This is a genomic window from Ralstonia sp. R-29 (assembly GCF_049913345.1).
Lineage (GTDB): Bacteria > Pseudomonadota > Gammaproteobacteria > Burkholderiales > Burkholderiaceae > Ralstonia.
The window spans coordinates 1,295,027-1,314,312 of sequence record NZ_CP184378.1; the positions used below are offsets into that span (position 1 = coordinate 1,295,027).

Annotated in this window: 13 protein-coding genes; 3 read left to right on the forward strand and 10 right to left on the reverse strand. The window is 63.6% G+C overall.

The features are described 5' to 3' along the window. Positions 1 to 115: 115 nt before the first annotated feature. Together ACN9M1_RS23030 and ACN9M1_RS23035 are read right to left on the reverse strand one after the other, a co-directional pair. Complete coding sequence (locus ACN9M1_RS23030) at positions 116 to 1,135, reverse strand: LacI family DNA-binding transcriptional regulator (protein ID WP_426400710.1); 1,020 nt, start codon at positions 1,133 to 1,135, stop codon at positions 116 to 118. 436 nt (positions 1,136 to 1,571) lie between these two features. Further along, entirely contained in the window at positions 1,572 to 4,652 is a 3,081-nt protein-coding gene (locus ACN9M1_RS23035; protein WP_426399160.1) for an autotransporter outer membrane beta-barrel domain-containing protein, read from the reverse strand. Positions 4,653 to 5,197: 545 nt separating this feature from the next. Between ACN9M1_RS23035 and ACN9M1_RS23040 the strand changes: the two genes are divergently transcribed. Both ACN9M1_RS23040 and ACN9M1_RS23045 read left to right on the forward strand, forming a co-directional pair. Continuing rightward, entirely contained in the window at positions 5,198 to 6,379 is a 1,182-nt protein-coding gene (locus ACN9M1_RS23040; protein WP_426399161.1) for a glycosyltransferase, read from the forward strand. A 152-nt stretch (positions 6,380 to 6,531) separates the two neighbouring features. Continuing rightward, the gene (locus ACN9M1_RS23045) at positions 6,532 to 7,593 is read left to right on the forward strand and encodes an AraC family transcriptional regulator (RefSeq protein ID WP_426399162.1); all 1,062 of its coding nucleotides are present in this window, start codon (positions 6,532 to 6,534) and stop codon (positions 7,591 to 7,593) included. 23 nt (positions 7,594 to 7,616) lie between these two features. Here the strand turns inward: ACN9M1_RS23045 and ACN9M1_RS23050 are convergent, their stop codons facing one another. The 6 genes from ACN9M1_RS23050 to ACN9M1_RS23075 all read right to left on the reverse strand — a co-directional run bounded on the left by ACN9M1_RS23050 (position 7,617) and on the right by ACN9M1_RS23075 (position 15,939). Further along, entirely contained in the window at positions 7,617 to 8,906 is a 1,290-nt protein-coding gene (locus tag ACN9M1_RS23050) for an MFS transporter (RefSeq protein ID WP_426399163.1), read from the reverse strand. A 564-nt stretch (positions 8,907 to 9,470) separates the two neighbouring features. Beyond that, entirely contained in the window at positions 9,471 to 10,196 is a 726-nt protein-coding gene (locus ACN9M1_RS23055) for an OmpW/AlkL family protein (protein ID WP_426399164.1), read from the reverse strand. A gap of 148 nt (positions 10,197 to 10,344) precedes the next feature. Continuing rightward, a complete protein-coding gene (locus ACN9M1_RS23060) occupies positions 10,345 to 12,285 on the reverse strand; it encodes an acyl-CoA synthetase (RefSeq protein WP_426399165.1) in 1,941 nt (646 codons plus the stop codon). A gap of 5 nt (positions 12,286 to 12,290) precedes the next feature. Then, complete coding sequence (locus tag ACN9M1_RS23065) at positions 12,291 to 13,244, reverse strand: fumarylacetoacetate hydrolase family protein (protein WP_426399167.1); 954 nt, start codon at positions 13,242 to 13,244, stop codon at positions 12,291 to 12,293. A 48-nt stretch (positions 13,245 to 13,292) separates the two neighbouring features. Beyond that, a complete protein-coding gene (locus ACN9M1_RS23070; RefSeq protein WP_426399168.1) occupies positions 13,293 to 14,363 on the reverse strand; it encodes a VOC family protein in 1,071 nt (356 codons plus the stop codon). 10 nt (positions 14,364 to 14,373) lie between these two features. Next, positions 14,374 to 15,939, reverse strand: coding sequence for a bifunctional 3-(3-hydroxy-phenyl)propionate/3-hydroxycinnamic acid hydroxylase (locus ACN9M1_RS23075; protein WP_426400711.1), 1,566 nt, complete (start codon positions 15,937 to 15,939; stop codon positions 14,374 to 14,376). Positions 15,940 to 16,198: 259 nt separating this feature from the next. On the opposite strand from ACN9M1_RS23075, the gene ACN9M1_RS23080 reads away from it, so the two are divergent. Continuing rightward, on the forward strand, positions 16,199 to 16,954 hold the full coding sequence (locus tag ACN9M1_RS23080; RefSeq protein WP_426399169.1) for a TetR/AcrR family transcriptional regulator: 756 nt from the start codon (positions 16,199 to 16,201) through the stop codon (positions 16,952 to 16,954). 40 nt (positions 16,955 to 16,994) lie between these two features. On the opposite strand, the gene ACN9M1_RS23085 is transcribed toward ACN9M1_RS23080, so the two are convergent. Together ACN9M1_RS23085 and ACN9M1_RS23090 are read right to left on the reverse strand one after the other, a co-directional pair. Then, positions 16,995 to 17,651, reverse strand: a complete 657-nt coding sequence (locus ACN9M1_RS23085; protein WP_426399170.1) for a PqiC family protein — start codon at positions 17,649 to 17,651, stop codon at positions 16,995 to 16,997. Continuing rightward, positions 17,648 to 19,243, reverse strand: a complete 1,596-nt coding sequence (locus ACN9M1_RS23090) for an intermembrane transport protein PqiB (protein WP_426399171.1) — start codon at positions 19,241 to 19,243, stop codon at positions 17,648 to 17,650. Before ACN9M1_RS23090 ends, ACN9M1_RS23085 begins: the two co-directional genes overlap by 4 nt. Between the last annotated feature and the right edge of the window lie 43 nt (positions 19,244 to 19,286).

Below are 19,286 nucleotides of genomic sequence, written 5' to 3' on the forward strand. Positions count from 1 at the left end.
CTTTGGGTATGGTATCGATGCCATATGGTATCGATACCACATTGAAATCTTTGACGATTACTTGTGCTTCGTTTGCTACATCACTCCGTTGCGACGTCCGTGTCCGTACTAACTGTCACGTACTGCGACGCAGTGCCAGCCGATAAGGCATCACTGTGCGCGACGTAGCTCCATCCTTAGACTCCCGAATGGCCAACATCAGGCGAGCGGCCTCCGCTCCTGTCCCGGCGTAGTCATAGTGCACGGTCGACAATGCCGGCCGCACCATCCAGGCCATGTCGCTGTCTCCCATGCCGGCCACCGCCATTTCGTCGGGCACGCGAATGCCGTGGTCATGCAGGCACGCCATCACCCCAACCGCCAAGCGATCGGTCACCGCCAGGATCGCCGTACACCGTGCGCTGCCCGTGGCGCGTAGCAGCTGTTCAGCGGCCTCCTCGCCCGCGCCAGCCCGGAAACTCGCGCGCACGATCAGCGCCGGATCGACCGCCAAACCACGCGCCCGCAATGCTTCAACGTAGCCAGCCGTTCTTTCTCCGCCGACCTGGATGTCCTCTTCGCCCACCGTCACCAAGCCGATCCGCGAGTGTCCGCGGCTGAGCAGATGCTCGGTCAATTGGCGCGCCGCTGCGCGCTCGTTCTGGATCACGCTCGTCACACCCAGATGGCTGGCATCCTGACCAATCATGACCACCGGCAGACCCGCTTCCCGGATCGCGCTAATGAGGTTGTCATTCACGGTCGTTGCCGAGTGCAGCACGCCCGCGACCCGCTGCCTGCGAAACAAATCGTAGGCGGCCTCCTCTTCGGCAACCGAATTCGCGGTGTTCGCCAGCAGCATCTGGTATCCCAGCGGCTCCAGCGTCGATGAAATGCCCGCCACGATCTCGCTTGTCGTATACGAGTTGATCTTCGGGATGATGACCCCGATGAGCCCCGACCGATGCGACTTCAACTGCTTTGCCAGTTCTGACGGCGTGTAATGTGTTTCCGAAATGACCGCTTCGATTCGCTCCCGCACCTCGACCTTCACGTAGCCGGAGTTGTTGAGCACGCGCGACACAGTCGATGTCGACACCCCCGCCAAGGCGGCAATGTCCCGAATCGTGATGCGTTTTTGTGGAATCGATACCATGTCCGGCACGATAAGCACCTCAAGCCCCCCTGTAAACAAGGGGAAACACGGAGAAATGCCACGGCTGATTGATTAGCTCAGAAATATGGATAGTAGATCACATACGCTCACATTCTCTCCGAGCGCTTAGTGCCCGAAACTGGGCCCGGAGAACGGCGTCGGGGCGATGGTCCATGGCGCAGTGTCAAGCCACCGCTTCTGGCCGCGAACGGACATCCATGAGCGCTGCCCCACAGATTCCGAACAAACCTCTGCTCGGTTAGCCCGACCGATCTTCTCCTTGGATCATGGACTCCAGCAGCAAGTCGAATGGGACGTGCATCCATCGCGAGAAACTTAGAGGGGGGCGTGCCTCTCCCCTCCCCATCAAGCAATAAGCGCGCTCTCCCTTTCGGGAGGCGCGCTCATCGGTCCATCACTTCAAGTTGCTAGAACGTTAGAACAGCTGACGCAGTTGCAGGCTGCCGGCATGTGACACGTATCCGCTACCCACTTGCAGCGAGTAGCGCGCGCTGATGCTCAGATTGTTCGCACGCAGCAACTTCACACCGGCAGAGAGCACCGCCAAATCCGTCACCGGGCTGGCACCCAGCGACGTGAAGCTGGTCTGGCCCGTCGGGTCTGCCGCAAAGCTGGCTTGCGTCTGCACGCGCGTGTTGTTGTACTCATGGCGCCATGCCACCTGCAGTTCCGGCACGAGGGTGCCGTACGAGGTTGCGAGCTCGCGCGAGAACTTCACGCCAAGGTCGCTGGTGACCGACGTGGTGTGCGACGCGCCCACCGACAGCGCTGCACCATTGCCGCCCGACTCGGTATAGCCGTTCTGGCGCAGGTAGCCATACGTCAGGCTTGCCAGCGGCGTGACCGTGGCAACGGCGGTCGCAAACGGATAGCCGGCTTCCGCGCGGGCGACATACTGCGTGCCGCTGAAGCTGCCGTCGGCATTGCCCGAGAAACCGGCAAAGGTGACAGCGCGGGTGGTGTCGTAGTGCTGCTGCACGGCACCTGCCGACAGGTTTGCGTACCACGGGCTGCCCGTGTAGCTGGCGTAGCCCATCAGGCCGAACGAGTTCACCCGCGTCGAGTTGCCGTCGGTGTCGCCCGTGTTGCTGATCTTGGCGTTGCTGTAGCTGAACACACCGCCTGCACGCCATGCATCGCTGACCGCGTGATCGACGCCGAACAGCAAGCCGCCGAAGTTGGCGCTGTAGCCGTCCACCTGATCGCGCTGGCCCTGATGTGCGTGGCCGCCAAATGCCTGGCCCCACACGCCCCATGCCGGACCGGCTTCACCGGTCGAGACACCGCTCAGGCCACCGGCCTGGGCAAGGCGCACATTGTCGGCATGCGTGGAGATGATGTTGAGCACATCCAGCGTCGGTGCCAGTGCAGCCTGGGCAGTCGAGCCCTGCGACACCGGGTTCAACTGCTTGCCGGCGTGGTTGGCGGCGTCGCTGCCGCCTAGGTTCAGCGCCATCGAGGCGTTGTACAGGTTCAGCAGGCCCGGATCGCTGATGCCCGTGTACTGCGACAGACCCGTGAGCGCCGCTAGGGCGTTCGGTACGGTCGCCGGGCTGGGGACCGGTGCAGGCGCGGGAGCCGGTGCCGGGGTGGGTGCTGGCGTGGGGCTCGTGGTCGGGATCAGATCTGCGCTAACCACGGTTACCACCAGATCGCTGCGGCCGTTGGCCGTAACGTTGGCGCCGGTCAGGACGCTGTTATAGCCGCGAATCCCATACCGCAGCGTGCCTTCGTTGTAGTTGGTGCCGGTGCTCGACGCATCGACGATCACATAACGCTGGCCGGCCGCAAACGGATACGGGTTGACCTGCGCAAACGAAACGGCCGAGCCCGCAGCGATGTTCACTGCGCCCGACACAATCAGTCGGCCATAGCCGCTGTCGCCCGTCAGGGCGCCGTTGGCAACCGCACCGGTGTTCACGCCAATCTGCAGCGTACCGGCCGCACTCTGGCTGTAGGTGCCGGCAATGGTGATCGGGTTGTTGACTTGCAGGACAGCGCCCGTGTTGCTCACCGCCACCGCGCCGGTGGGGGACGGGGCAGCAGAGGCAATGCGAACGCTGGCCAGATTAAGGGGGGGCGCCGCGACCCCAATGTTGTCGTTCAGCACCAGGTTGCCCGCGCCGAATACAACGCCCGCGTTGGGGCTGACAATGGTGCCGATCGTTCCGCCAAAGCCGGTCAGCGTGCCGAACGTCGTGCCCGTTCCGCCATTGATGGTCAGGGCTTGAGTGGCCCCGTTCGTAATGTTGCCGGCGATCACGCCTGAATTGGTGATCGGGCCGATCGACCCGGTGCTGTTGATGGCACTGCCAGCGCCGGTGATGGTGCCGCTGTTATCCAGCGCGCCGATCGTTCCGAGGTTGAGAATGCCGGCCACAAAGGGCATCGTGCCCACGGTGCCGCCGCTGATCGTTCCGCGGTTGACCAGCGTGCCGATCGTGCTGGTGTTGTAGAGGCCTGGAACGCGGCCGCTGATCACGCCGCTGTTGGTCAGCGAGTTGATCGTTCCCTGGTTGGTGATACCGACGCCGCCACCGCTGATGCTGCCGCTATTGGTGAGCGTGCCGATCGAGCTGCCATTGAAAACGCCGGCATTCTGCGGACCAGTACCCGAAGGCAGGCCAAGGATGGTGCCGCTGTTGCTCAGCGTCTGGATCCCGCCTAGGTTGTTGATACCTGCGACGCTACCTTGGATGGTGCCGCTCGCAGCGTTATTCAGCGTGGTGATCGCGCCGCCGTTGGTGATACCAGAGCCCACAATGCTGCCCGAGCCGCTGCCACCGAATCCGCTGATGGTGCCGGTGTTGCTGAGCGAGACGATGGTCCCTTGGTTCTGAATGCCGATGCCGTTGCCGCCTTGACCCTGGGTTCCGGCCACGCTGCCGGCGCCGCCAGCGCCACCGTTGCCACCCTGGCCAAGGATGGTGCCGCCGTTGTTCAGCGCGGTGATCAACGCGGGGTTGAGCAGGCCAACGCCGTTGCCGCCAGCGCCGCCAGCGCCTCCCGACATGCCCCCGAAGCCCGCGCCGCCGTTACCGCCGTTGCCACCAATGCCAGTGATCGCGCCATTGTTGTTCAGCGTGGTGATGCTGCTTGCCTCCATGCCAAACACTCTGTCGCCCGCACCCCCTGCCATGGCGGGGAGGAACACTGGGAACGGCCCCGGCATCACGGCGCCATTCGCACCGTTGGGCCCCGCGTGGCCAATAGCACCGATGATGCCGCCGGCCGCGTTGTTCAGCGTATCGATTGAGCCGCCGTAAGAGCCGATCCCGAAATAGCGCCCGGTGATCGTGCCGCTATTGGAGAGCGTGCCGACGGTGCCCTGGGTCATCAGCGCCGTGTTGGAAGTGGCGATGGTTCCAGTGCTGGTCACCGTGTAGTTGCCATTGCTCCAGAACTGCTGGGTGGTGAGCGCGGTGCTGACAGTCGTATCGGCCGCAGCGATGGCCGGAACCATGCTGGACAGCGCTGCCGCGATTGCCAGCGTCAAGGTGCTCTGTTTAGGAAGCTGATTGCGTTGAGCCATTGTTTTTGTACCTGAGATAGGCGGTTGAAGGGCCATTCCGAGCGGCGCCCCGGCACACGTGTTGAGGCTCAAGGTCTGCCTGTCGGCTTCCCCCGAGCCTCAACACCGCGCGGTTTGCTTGCGTCGAACGACTTCCCCGTTTCGCAATCCGGTACGTTCCCGGCAAATGGCGCTGTTATGTTCTGCGCGCCTCTGCAAGCTACGTTCTTGGATCAGGCAAACCTGCCGGCTGGCTCTGTTTTGATGCGGCACCGAATGCCGCAAGCGAGCGTTTGACCGACAGCCCTGAGCCGCTACCGACTCCCCCCGGACTGCTGACACATGTGTGTCGGGCCCGATAGTGGCGATGTTTTTTGGGGCCGTCTTGACCGTGCGTCTCAGTTTTTGGAAAGTTCCGCGCGAAGAGGAAATTTCTATAAGATCCCTGCGCTACCTCAACACCACCCGCCGCACCCAGGAATGCTTCGCATGCGCCATCGGGCTGACCACACCGCGCACCAGGACCGTGCATGAGCCGAATCGTTTTTGCATGGGAGCTGGGTGAGAACCACGGGCATCTGTGGCGCCTGCTGCCGATTGCCCTGGCGCTGCAAGCGCGTGGCCACGAGGTGATGTTCGGGTTGAAATCGATGGCCTCGGCCCAGCGCTATCTGGCGCCTCACGGCATCCGCTGGTTTGCCTGCCCAACGCCGACAAACGTCACAGCGCTGGGCCGCGAGATTGCGACCTACGCCGACATCCTCGCCACCTATGGCGCCACGCAGCCCGATCTGCTGGGGGGCATGGTGCACGCCTGGCAGCATCTGTATGCCGCGCTCCAACCGGATCTCGTCGTGATCGATCACGCACCGCTTGCGCTCTTGGCCGCCAAGCGCGCGGGCATCGGCACTGTCCAGGTCGGCACCGGCTTTACCATCCCGCCCACGCTCTCTCCGGCCCCGTGTTTCCGCCCATGGGAAGCGAACGACGCCGAAGCACGCGCGCAAACGCAGGCCGCGGTCGAGCACAACATCCAGGCGTTGTTCGATTCATCACAACCGCTCACGACGTTACTCGCCGCCGATCACACCCGGCTATTGACGCTGCCGGAGCTGGACCACTACGCGCCTCTGCGGCCGCCCGGCACCCTCTTTCTGGGCCCGGTGCCCGAGCCTGGCACGGGCGAAATCGTGCCATGGCAGCAACCCGATAAGCCGCACGTCTTCGCGTATCTGCAAGCGCAGCCCTGGCTGGATGCCGTGCTGACCGCGCTGGAAGCCTCCGGCGCCGAAGTGATTGCGGTCATCCCCGACCTCCGCGAGGAGACGGCAAGCCGGCACCGCGGCCTGCGGCTCTATCGGCAGCCCATACGGCTGCTCCCCTTGCTGCCCGGCTGCACCCTCGCCATCACCCACGCGGGCCACGGCACGGCGTTGAACTGCTTGCTGGCCGGCGTGCCGATGCTGTTGCTGCCGCAGCATATCGAGCAGCTGATGGTCACCGAGCGGATAGCCGCCATGGGCGCGGGTCTCGGCATCCTGCCAGCGTATGTGGAGACCGGATTCCGCGCGGTGCTCCACGACCTCTTGGGCAATCCAAGATACCGTGACGCGGCACGCACCATTGCGGGGCGCTACCACGGCTTACCACGCGATCGTGCTTTAGAAGAGGTCACCGGGCTGATCGAGGCAGCGCTGAGGCCGCGCCGTTAGGTGCCGCCACGCGCTGCGAAGTGTTGGTCCCGTGCCTCACCCTGTGGTGGGGGGCGCCGCGCTTCGCGCTGTTTCTTCGATACAGTTCCGACCATAAGAAGCCGTATATAAAAGCAGCACCACAAAATACTCACGGGGCGGAACTCTCTTGCATGGAACAGCGCACGTTCACGGCCGACGCTCGCTCGCCGGGTGAATCCACCATCGTTCACAGCCACTTCGACGTGCGAGCCCAAACGCATCTGCCGCCGCTGCTGGCGTGGCGAGAGCGGGTCGGCCACATCATCGATGTCCTGCCGTCGCGCGCCGATCTTGAGAGGCCGTTTCACGCGGCCATCGATTGCTACAAGGTCGACGATCTGTCGTTCACCGATTGCCGGTCCGATGCGGCGGTGCTGGACCGTTCACTCGCGCGCATCTCGACCGACCCGATCCGCAACTACGCCTTCCACGTGTTTCTGGAGGGTGGTGTCACGGATGTCGCCGTGCGTTCGTCTTCGTCGCGCAACAACACGCCGGCTGCCGGCAGCATCCTTGCACTGCACTTGGGCCAGCCTGTACGCATGCAGCGCAGCGCTTGCCGGGTCGCCACCATCTTTGTGCCGGGCGCACTGGTCGGAGAGACCTTTCCCGACCCCGAAGCCATCCACGGTCGCTTGATCGCGAACACGACACCGCTCACCCAGTTGATCGTCGAACATGTGACCGCACTCGGCCAGGGCATTGCAGGCATGAGCGCGCACGCGGCGGGCAATGCCATTCTCGCGGGCACGCAACTCATGGTCTCCGCGTTCGGCAAGCAAGCCCAATTGAGCGGCAATGCGCGCGCAGCGGCGCGGGCTGCCATGTTCGGCCGCGTGCGGCGCTACATTCAAGCCCATCTGCGTCAGGAAGACCTTTCGCCAGAGAGCGTGCTGCAGGCGCTACAACTGCCTCGCCAGACGCTGTATCGCCTGTTTCAGCACGAGGGCGGCCTCGGTGCCTACATCCGCCACCTGCGTCTGCGCGAGGCGGCAGACGAACTGGTTCGGCACCCCAACCGGACCGTGACAGACATTGCGTTCGGGCTGGGCTTCAAGAGTTCGTCCGATTTCACGCGGGCGTTCCGCCGTGCATACGACATTGCACCGCAAGACTTCCGGGCGCAGTCCAGCAAAACGTCTGACGCGCGGCCACAGGCTTTGCGCAACGAGCCGATTGCACTCGCCGCATAAGCAGCGGGTTCAGGCCTGTGGTTTCAGGCGACTGCGTGGTGCTCCTTGAACGCGAGCACGGCAACAAAGCTCACCAGGCATGCGGGCGCCACGTACCAGGCAGCGGATACCGGGTCACCGGTCCACTTGATCAGCCCGGTGATGATGAATTGCGCGGTGCCGCCAAACAGCGTGATACCCAGGGCATGCGAAATTGCAAAGCCGCTGGCACGTACCCGCGCCGGAAACGCTTCAAGAACAAGCAACGCGCCGATACTGGTGCCAAGCGCCAGCAAGACGCTGATCACCGCAGACCCGAGCACGACGGCAAGCGGGCTCTGTGTAAGCGTCATCATCGCGAAGACGGGGTACACCAGAACCGCCGTCGTGCCCGCTGTGATGAGCACCATTGGCTTGCGGCGCGGCAATCGGTCTGCCAGCAGGCCGGACAGCGGCGATACCACCACCAGCAGCAACGTCGATAACGTCGACGACATGAACCCGATGATGGGCGGCATGTGCAACACCCGCGTCACGTAGCTGGGCATATACGTAATGACCGCGTAGACCGGTACCGTGCTCCAGATTTTCCCCAATGTGGCCAGCACCAGCGTGCCGCCGTGCTCCCGGCACAGTTCGACGAACGGGATGGACGTGCTGCGATCGGAGGCGCCACGCACCGGGCCATCGACCAGCCGACGACGCATGTATAGGCCCGCCGGCACGATCGACAGCCCGACCAGGAAAGGGATGCGCCAACCCCACTGCGTCAGGCTTGCCGGCGACAGCGTGCCGGTCAGCAGCATGCCGAACACTGCCCCGAGCAATGCGGCCGCAGCCTGACTGGCATATTGCGAACTGACCAGCATTCCGCGTTGTGGCGGTGGCGCGGCTTCCATCGCGAAAGTCACTGCCGCCCCCACCTCGCCGCCCGCAGCGAAGCCTTGCAGCAAACGACCCACGATGATGATGACCGGCGCCGCCAAGCCAATGACGGCAAATGGCGGACATAGGGCAATCGCGGCCGTGCCGGCTGCGGTCAGCCAGATGGTGATCGTCATGGCGGCTCGGCGGCCGACCCGGTCGGCGTAAGCGCCAATCACCATGGCGCCCAGCGGCCGCATGAAGAAGCCCACACCAAACGTGCCGACTGCCAGCAACAGCGACGTCATCGGATCCGTGGCCGGAAAGAACTGGTCTCCGATCATCACCGCGAAGTAGCTGAACACCGTGAAGTCGAACAGCTCAAGACACGTGACCAGCGACGTCGCGATGACAACCTTGAGCATCTCGCGGCGGGAGTTAGCGTGCGTGGCGCGCAAATCGCGTGTCATGGGTGGAAGGCGCCATCCGTATTGTTGTTCTCGATTCCGCTCGCGCGAGATGTTTTGCTGGCGCGTTGGGCTCCGCCGGTCCAGTTCACCACGGCCGGGAGCACGCTTCAATCTCACGAGGCTGGGCCGACCTCGCTGTTCCGCTGGCAACGCGCACTTCTAGGACCCCGTTGTCAGTCGTTGAGATTCAACGCGAGGCACGCCATCACCAGAGGACCACATATCACCGCAGATTCGCAAAGCGTTCTGCCCCCTACAGGTAGGGAAGTGTTTACCTTACGCCGCCCGCAGGACGACCATCGTGCCAAAGGGGGGCGCTTTTTCACGGCCCCAAGCTCTGCTCGCAAACCGGAGGCAACCTTGAAACGCGGTGTGGCAGCACATCCGGAAACGTCTTCAAGTGCGCCAAAAGGCATCCGAGTGGTCGCCGTATCCAAGACGAATCCATACCTTACACGCCACCACTGCAGGCGCAAAGCATCCGTTCTCTGGCCCTGTCGAGGTAGCGCGGCTCAACGTCCAAAGCCACTCGACAGGCCAGTATGCGGAACGCATCGCCCCCAGCTAGAACTGATAGCCCACCGACAGAAAGCTCGCCAACGGGTTGATCCGCACCTTCGATGTCGTTGTCACGGTGCCAACCGGCGCCTGCGTCGTCAGCGTCGCCGTGGTGGATAGCCACATGTACGACACCGACGCACCAATCGACCAATGGGCGTCGATGTTGTACGTCAGGCCTGCATTGACGATCGGCGCCCATGACTTGCTCAGCGATGCCGTGGTCGGGCCGACCAACATGGAGCCGGTGGTTGGCGAGGCGAGAATCTGCCCGGTTGCCAACGGTCGGCTCAATTCGATGTCCCGAAACCAGACGTACGCAAGCCCAGCGCCGAGATAGGGTCTGACACGCGCGGTCGGCTCGCCAAAGTGGTATTGCACTTGCGCGGCCGGACTCCATGCCCGTGCCGTGCCCATCTCCCCGACGGATGCCAGCGATCCGGTCCCGTTCAGGTGCAGCTTGGGTGGAATGCCGAGCACGGTTTCGAGCGCCACATGGTCCGTGACGAAATACCGCGTGGTGAGCGCAAAGGTATTGGCATTGGCCAGCGTCGAACCGCTGCCGGGCACCACGGTGGATTGGCCGAGCGCATTCACCGTCAGCGGTTGGCTGGAATCTTGAGGGGCGAGATGCACCCAGCCTGCGTTGACGACCCACTGCCCTGCTGACTGTGCATGGGCGAGCGAGGTCATCGCGATCGACAAGAGCATTGCCGCGCGTGTGGTCTTCATGTTGTCTCCGTTTTTTTAATGTAGGAACTGCAACTGCAGGAATGCGCCGCCATGCGGCGCGGGGCACTTCGCCCGCTCACGCGGTGGTGGGCAGGCGAGGAATTCCTCCTTCGATCGGGTGCGTCAGAACGCTCGGCTCACCCGCGCTTCAATTGACGGAAAAGGGAAAGGGGAAGCGGCCAAGCACTTCACGCGCGGCAGCAATCGATGCCGATGCGTCGAGCTTGACCGACGCAACGAGGCCTCTGGACTTGTCTTCGGCCACATCCAGCGCATCAAACGCGATACCTGCATCGCTCAGTGCCGCAGACAGGGCTTCACGCGTTTCACGGTGCTTCAGTGCGGGCTTGAAGATCTTGCCCACGGCAGTCAGGGGCATCGCTTCAATGAAGTTGACCTGCCGGGGCAGCGCCGCGCGTTCGGCAATCTCGACCTTCAAGAAGGCCAGCAAATCGGCTTCGGTGACCGAGGCACCGGCACGCAACTGCACGTACGCAACCGGCAGCTCGCCCGCATGCACATCCGGACGCCCGACGGCGGCGGCAATGTGCACTGCCGGGTGACGATGCAGCGGCGCTTCGATGGTGAGCGGATCGATGTTGTGGCCGCCCCGGATGATCAGCTCCTTCTTGCGGCCTGTGAGCCAGAAGTAGCCTTGTTCATCCTGCCGAGTGAGGTCACCTGTGTTGAGCCAGCGCCGGCCGTCCCCCGTGTCGACCCAGAGCCCCTCGTTCTGCTCCGCCTGGCGGTAACCCGCAAAGACATTCGGCCCTGACACCAAAAGCACGCCGACTTCCTCTGCGACGCAATCCCGCAGGTACTCACCGCCCTCGCCCAACACAACGGCCTTCATCTGCTGCGTGGGCACGCGCAGGCCGATGGAGCCAAGACGGCGCTCGCCCAGCGGCGGGTTGACGCTGCTCACACACGTCGCTTCGGTCAGCCCATAGCCCTCGAGAATCTTGATACCCGTCTGTTCCTGAAAGCGGCGGAACACTTCGATGGGCATCGGCGCAGCACCGCATAGGCCGTATTCGAGCGACCGCACATCCCGCTCGCCAACGGGCACCTGAAGCAGCGAGGCGTAGAGCGTTGGCACGCCGCTGAAGAAGTTCACGCGATGGTGCTCGACGATCTCCCAGAAGCGCTGGATCACGCCCTCGCCGCGATAGCCCTGTGGCGTGCCAAGTACGACATGCGCGCCCTTGGAAAACGGCAGCAGCCCGGTCACCAGAACCCCATTGACGTGGAACAACGGCAAGCCGCAAAACACCACCTTTCCGGGGCCGATTCCGCCGCCCAGCACCTGCGCCGTGCTCCACGCATTTGCCACTTCATTGCCGTGGGTGCGCATCGCGATCTTCGGCAAGCCGGTGGTGCCGCCCGTACAGAAGTACGAAGACGCATCTTGCGCAGCAATGCGCCGCCGGCTGTTCAAACCGTCCGCATTTTGTGCCTGCACCGCGCTGTTGAAATCGTGGATGCGGACCGACATCGGAACAGCGCCATGCACGCCCTGCGGACCCAGCAGCCTCAGCGCTTCGTTCTTTTGCACTTGCGCCGCACACTGCATCGCGCCGTGCACGCGGTCAGCCAGGTTCACCAGCACCAGGTGCTGCAGGCTCTTGATGGCAGGCAGGTGCGGTTGCAGCTTGGCCCAGGTATCGGTGCCCGGAAACGGTGCCAGCGTGACCAGCACCGATGCCCCCGCGGCATTGAGCAGTTCGGCGAGCGCAGGCCCTTCGAGCAGCGGATTGAATGCCGCAACGATGCCCGCCGCCTGCCCACCCCAGATCACGAAATGCGTTTCCGGAAGGTTAGGCAGCACAAACGCAATTACGCTGTCTTTCTTGACGCCGATGCTGTCGAAGAAATTGGCCGTCTGCGTGATGCGCGCAAGAAGCTCCGCGTAGCTCCACGTCTGCGGGGTGCGGTGATGATCGACGCTCAAGAAGAAGCTCAATGCCGGCGCCTCCGGATTCAGGCTGGCGCCACGACAGATCATCTCGTACGTGCTTTGCGGAAGATCGGGCGGAAGACCGTACTCCTCCGCAGCTTCCACGTCCTGCAGGCTGGAAAAACCGGACATGGCGCTCACTCCTCAGCAACGATGCGGTTACGCTGCACGCCCAGATCGATTCGTCCATCGGACGAGTGGATCCGTGCTTCCACCACGTCGCCTGGCTTCAGGTATTGAGGGCGCGCAGCCTGCACTTTCAGGAACATCTCCCACTTCGCCTTCTCCGGCAGCATCGCGGCCATCTTCTGCTTGGTCGGCGACGGCACGGACAACGCGCAACCCGCAGGCGTGCCCGTGGCCAGCAAATCGCCCGGCTCCAGGTCGTGCACGCGAGACAGCTCGGTCAGCGTCTCGGCCGGGCCGTAGACGAGATTGGCTGTCGTGTCGTTCTGCCGGAGCTTGTCGTTGACGGTCAGCTTCAATTGCAGGCTCCTGAGCGCCGCGAAATCGCGCGGCTCCAACAGTGTCAGCCACGGGCCCACCGGCCCGAATGTGCGGAACGACTTGCCCTTGTAGAACTGCATCTGCGGGATCTGGACGTCGCGCGCGGAATAGTCGTTCACGATCACGGCGCCGGCCACGTACTCGTGCAGGGTGTCTTCAGTCACATCGACCGCGCCGTGGATGGGCTTGCGAAGCACCAACCCAAGCTCGATCTCGTAATCGAGAAACTGCACACGCTTCGGTTTGATCACGTCGCTGTCCGCCGGGACGATGCAGCTCGATGCCTTAGTGAAGATCATGTTGTACGTCTTCACGTCCGGGTCCATGCCGGACTCGATCATGTGTTGCCGGTAGTTGGCGCCCTGGCAGATGAACTGCTGGTTGCGCGTGACCGGAGACAGCAGCTTCACGGCGGACACCTCGAGCGTTTCGCCGTCCAGCGCGGCAAGCTCGGCCAGCGTTGTATTGCGGACGAAGTCGCCCGTCGTGGCATAGGTACCTGGCACGGGCGTAATGCGTGTATCCCGGATCACGCCCCATTGAGTCTGACCCTGGTATTCAAAGCGAACGATATTGATGGGCATGGCAAAAGATGTGTTGGATGGATGACGGAAGACGGCTTTTGCGCTGCCTCAGGCAAAGAGCCGGGCCAGCGTGACCAGCTTGCGAAACGTCAGGTCTGGGCTGCGGCGCAGGTTGCGGATGAGCGCCGCAATGGCGGCCGGTGTCAGCTTCGGCTTGGTGAACGTGACGGGCATCGACTGGCCCCACTGCGACATGGCCTCGCGGCTGACCGGGTGGATGCCGGTGGGTTGATCTGCGGTGAACAGGTCACCGTCGCAGTAGTGCTCGTGCTTGTCGCCCCAAGGGTCTTGCCAGTAGTCGAAGATCTGGCTGCCGAGGATGTGCCGGCCCAGCCCCCAGGCGTGCTTCCACCCCTGCTCACGCAGCATGCGATGCCCCATGCCGACGGCATCGGCATCGATCAGCTCAAAGGCGCTGTGGCTGTACTTCGACACAAAACCCTGAGCGAGCGCGAGCGTGTGGTGATCGGCCGGCGTGTCGCCCAGATCCAGCCGCATGAAGGCAACCGCAGGCGAGCCATCCGGCAGCACCTGGACGTCGCTTGGAATGAACCCGAAGTGCTGCGTGTACCAAGCGCACGTCGCCTGAAAATCGGCAAGCTCCAACACGACATGCCCGAGGCGGATCACCTCCGGCGCACCCACGGGTGGTCGCTGGGTTTCGTTGATGCGCAATGGGGCATCCGCTGAGTTGAGCGGCAACGGTGCGCGGTGCGGCAACTCGGCTGTGGGCGCCTGACCAGCAATGGCATCGACCCGGAACCCGGACGGATCGACGAGACGCACGCGATAGCCGCCGCCCGGCCACGCCGACGGCTCCACGGTCGATGCCCCAGGCAGTTTCGCCAAGGCATCCAACGCTGCACGGCCGGCGACCTGCAACCCGAAGCCCGCAAACGCCGCCTTTGGCGCCTTGCGCACGACATAGCAGAACGGCGCCGCACCCGTTCCGCGCAAGAGCAATGTCGCCTCGTCGCGCTGAACCGTCACGAGACCAAAGTCGTTGAGGAACCGCTCGGCCTGTTCAAGATCGGGCCGATCGAACATCAGGTAGGCAAGCGACAACGCCTTCGTAGTCGGCTGCGGATGGCGTGCGGGCTGTGCTGTGGTGAGTTTCATGGCAGGACACTCAAGCGGATTGAACGGCGGCGGCAGTTGCGGGGACTGGCGCAGGTTCGCTACCCAGCAGCGCCAGGCTCTCGCGAACGAGGCGGTCTGCCTCGGCGACGGGCCCGTCGTGGACCACCGTGCGATCTGGGCGCACGACGGCCGCCCAGCCAACAGGTACCGCGTCGGGAAGAAACGTGCCGTTGATGTCTTCCCACACACCGGACGCCTCACGATGCAGACGCTGCCCTCGATGCGCGATCTGGACGAACGCACCGCCTAGGCGTTCGAACGCCGCAGCCGTTGCGGGCTCCAGCGCCGTGCTGGCGTCGCCGCCAAAACTGACGAGCGTGTAGCTGTGGCCGAGCACGTCGTCGCTCAGGCACGTGCGCCCCTCCGCATTCCTGATCCAGCCCTGCGGGATCACGCCGCCGCGCGTCAGCTTGGTCGACGAGCAGCCTTTGACGAAAAGCCCGGTCTTGAACGCGTTCTTCGGCTTGATGCGCAACTCTTCAAACTGCGACCGCAGACCAGGCACGAGCCGGGTCAAGCGCATCAGGCCGTGCGTCAACAGCGCGATCGCGGCACTGCGCGGCATCACCAGCTTGCCCATGAACCGCGCGAGATTGATCATGGCTTTCGCATGCGGGCGGCGTTCCTCGTCGTAGCTGTCGAGAATGCGTGCATCCGCCCGCCCTTGCAGCACCCAGGCCAGCTTCCAGCTCAAGTTGGCAGCGTCTCGCAGCCCGGCGACCAGCCCTTGGCCGACAAATGGCGGCGTAATGTGTGCTGCGTCACCGACAAGAAACACGCGGCCAACGCTGAACCGGTCGACGGTTCGGGCATGAAAGCGATAGACCGCCTTGCGTTCGATCGTGATGCTGTCAACGTCCGTCCACGGTGCCAGCAATGCACGGATACGGCTGTCCGACTCCATGTCTTCGCGGCGCTCGCCCGGCTGGAGCATGAACTCCCAACGCTCGCGCGCGCCTGGGGCAACCATGTGTGGCGTAGGACGACGGTGGTCGCAGAGAAATTCAACGTGGTCGATCGGCTTGGGAACATGACGGGCGTCGACAATGAGCCAGTCCTCCGCGTACGTCGTGCCCCGGAATTCCTGGCCGATCAGATGGCGCACCAGCGAGCTTGCGCCGTCAGCCCCCACCACGTAGCGGGCACGGACCTGGTGTACCTGCCCTTGCCCGACATCGAGTGAGGCCAACACGCAATCCGGCAGATTGGTGACGCTGAGCAGCGTGGTGCCCAGCGCGATGTGTACGCCATCGTGTGCCGCCAAGCGTGCGCGCAGGCAGCGCTCCAGATCCGGCTGATAGAACGTGACGAGCTTCGGATGACCATCCAGGCTGCCCAGCGTGTTGACCCGGCCGAATTCGCCGAGCCACGGCGAATGCATGCGGACATGCGGAATGGCCACTGTTTCGAAATCGCCCTCGCCGATCCCTGCCTGTTGCAGGATGCGCAGGGCTTCGTTATCCAGCGCAATGGCACGCGGGGCCATGTAGATGTCGGGCGCCTTGTCGATCACCATCACGCTCACGCCATGACGCGCCAGCAGATTGGCCACCATGGCGCCGACGGGGCCAAGCCCCACGACAAGGATGTCTACCTCAGATGGCAACTCGCCCGCCCCGTGGGGGCGTGCGCCATCCGCAACGCGTGAACTGGCACGCGCATGTGCTTTTGTCTCCACCGCTACTCCGTGTGTTTGTCTACGTCTTGTCAGGCTTCTTCCGCCTTTTTTTTGACATTAAAGTCATCGCTGATGATTTTGTCAATATCGACATTCGAATCTATAATTGCAGCCACAACAAGGACTGCAGACCACCATGGCCACCACCGAGACTCGCCGAACCCCGAAGCGCGCCACCACAAAGACGCCTGCCCCTCCGGCGCCTACCGTTGAGGAACGCGAACCACGTGGCGCACGGCGCAAGCGGGAAACACGTGCACGGCTGCTGGATGCCGCACTGCGGCTCATGGCCGATCGCGGCATGGAAGGTGTGGCCATCAACGAAATTACCGAGGCGGCGGACGTCGGTTTCGGCTCGTTCTACAACCACTTCGAATCGAAGGAAGCCATCTACGCCGCGCTGGTGAGCTCGGTGTTTGAAGAGTTCGCCGATTCGCTCGACAAGGTGACGGAAGGGCTATCCGACCCTGCGGAGATCATTTCCGTGTCGGTGCGGCATACGCTGGTTCGGGCACGGCGCGAGCCGGTGTGGGGGCGGTTTCTCATCCGCGAGGGCTTCTCGGCGCGCGTGCTGACGCATGGCCTCGGCCAGCGCCTGCTGCGCGATATCGAGCGCGGCATCGCGGCGAAACGGTTTGTCGTGGCGGATCCGCTCATCGGCTTCCTGTCGGTCGGCGGCACGGTGCTCACTGCCATCTCGGCAGAGCTCAACTTTCTGGCGCCCGGTGCGCCGGCTCCCGACATCATCAAGGCGCTTGGCTTTACGGGCGAGCATTTCCCTGAACGCACGGCAGCGGTGCTGCTCCAAACGCTGGGGATCAAACGCGCGGAGGCCGAGAAGGTGGCCGCCCGACCGTTGCCCGTCGTGGAAATTGCAGACAGCGCAAGCTGATCTGATCAGCGGCGCTGCGGCGCCCGCTGATCGACCAAACTCACATGGCCAACATACTGGCCGACGAATCCAGGCAACCTGGCATCGACCGCGCCGCCTCTGATGGTGCGGCAGCGTAAGCCAGTAGAGGCTCCGCCATCTGCGAAGCCAGCGCGTTCAAGGCACTCCGCTGGCCCTGCACCACGCCGTCAATGCCTGTGGGCACGTTTTCGCGGACGACACTGCGGCACGTCAGCATTGGGCGATCTTCCGCCGTGCGAATCGTCCAGACGGCGTCAATCAAGACATGCGAGCCGGGCCACGTATCAAACCGCTGTACATCCACGGCCACCCGGTAAACCGGGCGTTTTCCACCATAGAGAAGGCCTTGCGGGTCTACCGCGCTGGTCCGCAACGCCAGCCCCGACGACAGCGCCGCACGGATCTCATCGGCCAAGGGCGACGCCCAGCGGTCCATCTCCAGCACGTCGACCTGGCCTGAGCTGCGCTGCACCACCAGCCGCCTGCCCGCCACTGATGGCGGAACACGCACTGGCAGCACGTCAACAAGCAACGTCGATGCGGGTGCCGCCACCGCAGCCTCATCAGCGGCTACCAAGCGATGGAAACGCGCCGGCGGGGAGCTACATGCCGCCAGGGCGACACAAGCGGCCACACCGATCAACACGCGGCACAGCGGGAAGCAGAACAAACTCACCGCGCATCTCCTTTCTTGCCGAACAGCAGCGATTCCGGGTGACGCTCCAGATAGTCCGTCAGCGCATTGAGCGATTGAAGCGTGCGCGTCAGCTCCTGCATTGCCTCGTGCACATCCGACTGGAGCGGCGAGTCCTGTCGCAAGGTCGCCTGTGCTGCGTTGAACGTCTGCTGGGCGGACGCCAGCGTGTCCCGCGCCTGCGGCACCACTTCCGTATCCAGATGACCGAACAGGCGGTTTGCATTGTCGAGCGCGCCGTTCAGGTTGTTGCCGATCTTGTCGAAGGGCACCTGGTTGAGCTTCTTCGCGATGTCGGCAAGCTGCACCTGCAATTCATCGAGCGAATTCGGAACCGTCGGCAACTCCACCGGCGAGCGATGAACATCGACCGTCGCGCGCGGCGCCTTAGGGAACATGTCGAGTGCCACGTACAGCTGGCCCGTCAGCAGGTTGCCCATGCGAAGCTGCCCGCGCAGCCCCTGCATGACCAAGTGCTGCAGCATTTCATGCCCGCCCGGCGTATCAGGTGCCGGAAGCGATGTGTTGCTGCGCCGGCTGAGCCGCGACGGATACAGCGCCATCACAACCCGCATGCTGAATGTTTTGCCCGTCTCGTCGTATTCGATGCCGATGTCCGTGACGTTGCCCAGCGCAATGCCACGCAAATCCACCGGCGCGCCGACAGACAACCCACGCAGCGACTGGTTGAATCGCATGACCACAGTCAGCGGCGCACCGTCGGGCTCGCGCATGGCGTCTGCTTCATCGGATGCCAGCTGGAACACGGTGCTATCCGGCGGCGGAGGCCCATCCGCCTGGCCCTGCGGCGACTGGAACGCCAGGCCGCCGACGATGACGGTGGCAAGCGACTGCGTGTTCAGCTTCAGCCCGCTGGAGTCGAGCCGCAGGTCCACCCCGCTGGCGTGCCACCAGCGCGTGTTGGTGCCGACGTACTTGTCGTAGGGCGCGTTCACGAACACCTTCACCTGCACGCCCCCGCCTTGCTTGTCCAGCGCAAAGCCCACCACCTGCCCCACTTGCAGATGGCGATAGAACACCGGCGCACCAATATCAACGGACCCGAGCGAATCGCCGTGCAGCGAGAACTGACGCCCTTGTTGATCGGTGGTGACAGAGGGCGGACTCTCCAGCCCCACGAACTGGGTCTGACTGTCTTTGGAGCGACCGATATCCACGCCGATGTACGCGCCGGAAAGCAACGTGCCCAGCCCGGAAATGCCGCTCGCGCCCACGCGTGGCCGGACCACCCAGAACCGGGTGTCCTTGGTTGCAAAGCGCTCGGCTTCGCGCGCCAGCTGGATTTTCACCATCACCCGCTTGAGATCCGGGGTCAGTGAGATGGCTTGAATCGTGCCGATTTCGACGTCCTTGTACTTCACCTTCGTCTTGCCGGCCTCAAGGCCTTCGGCATTGGCAAAGGTAACGGTCACGGCCGGGCCTTTCTCGGCGATGGTCTTGGCGACCAGCGCGAGCCCGATCAAGGCCGCAATCAGCGGCACGAGCCAGACCAGTGAGGGAAGCCAGCGCCGCCGGGGCGTGATCTCGGGAAGGGGTAGATCGATAGGACGCATTGCGTGAAAAGAGAATGTGGCGGACGAATGTTGTGGACGGAAT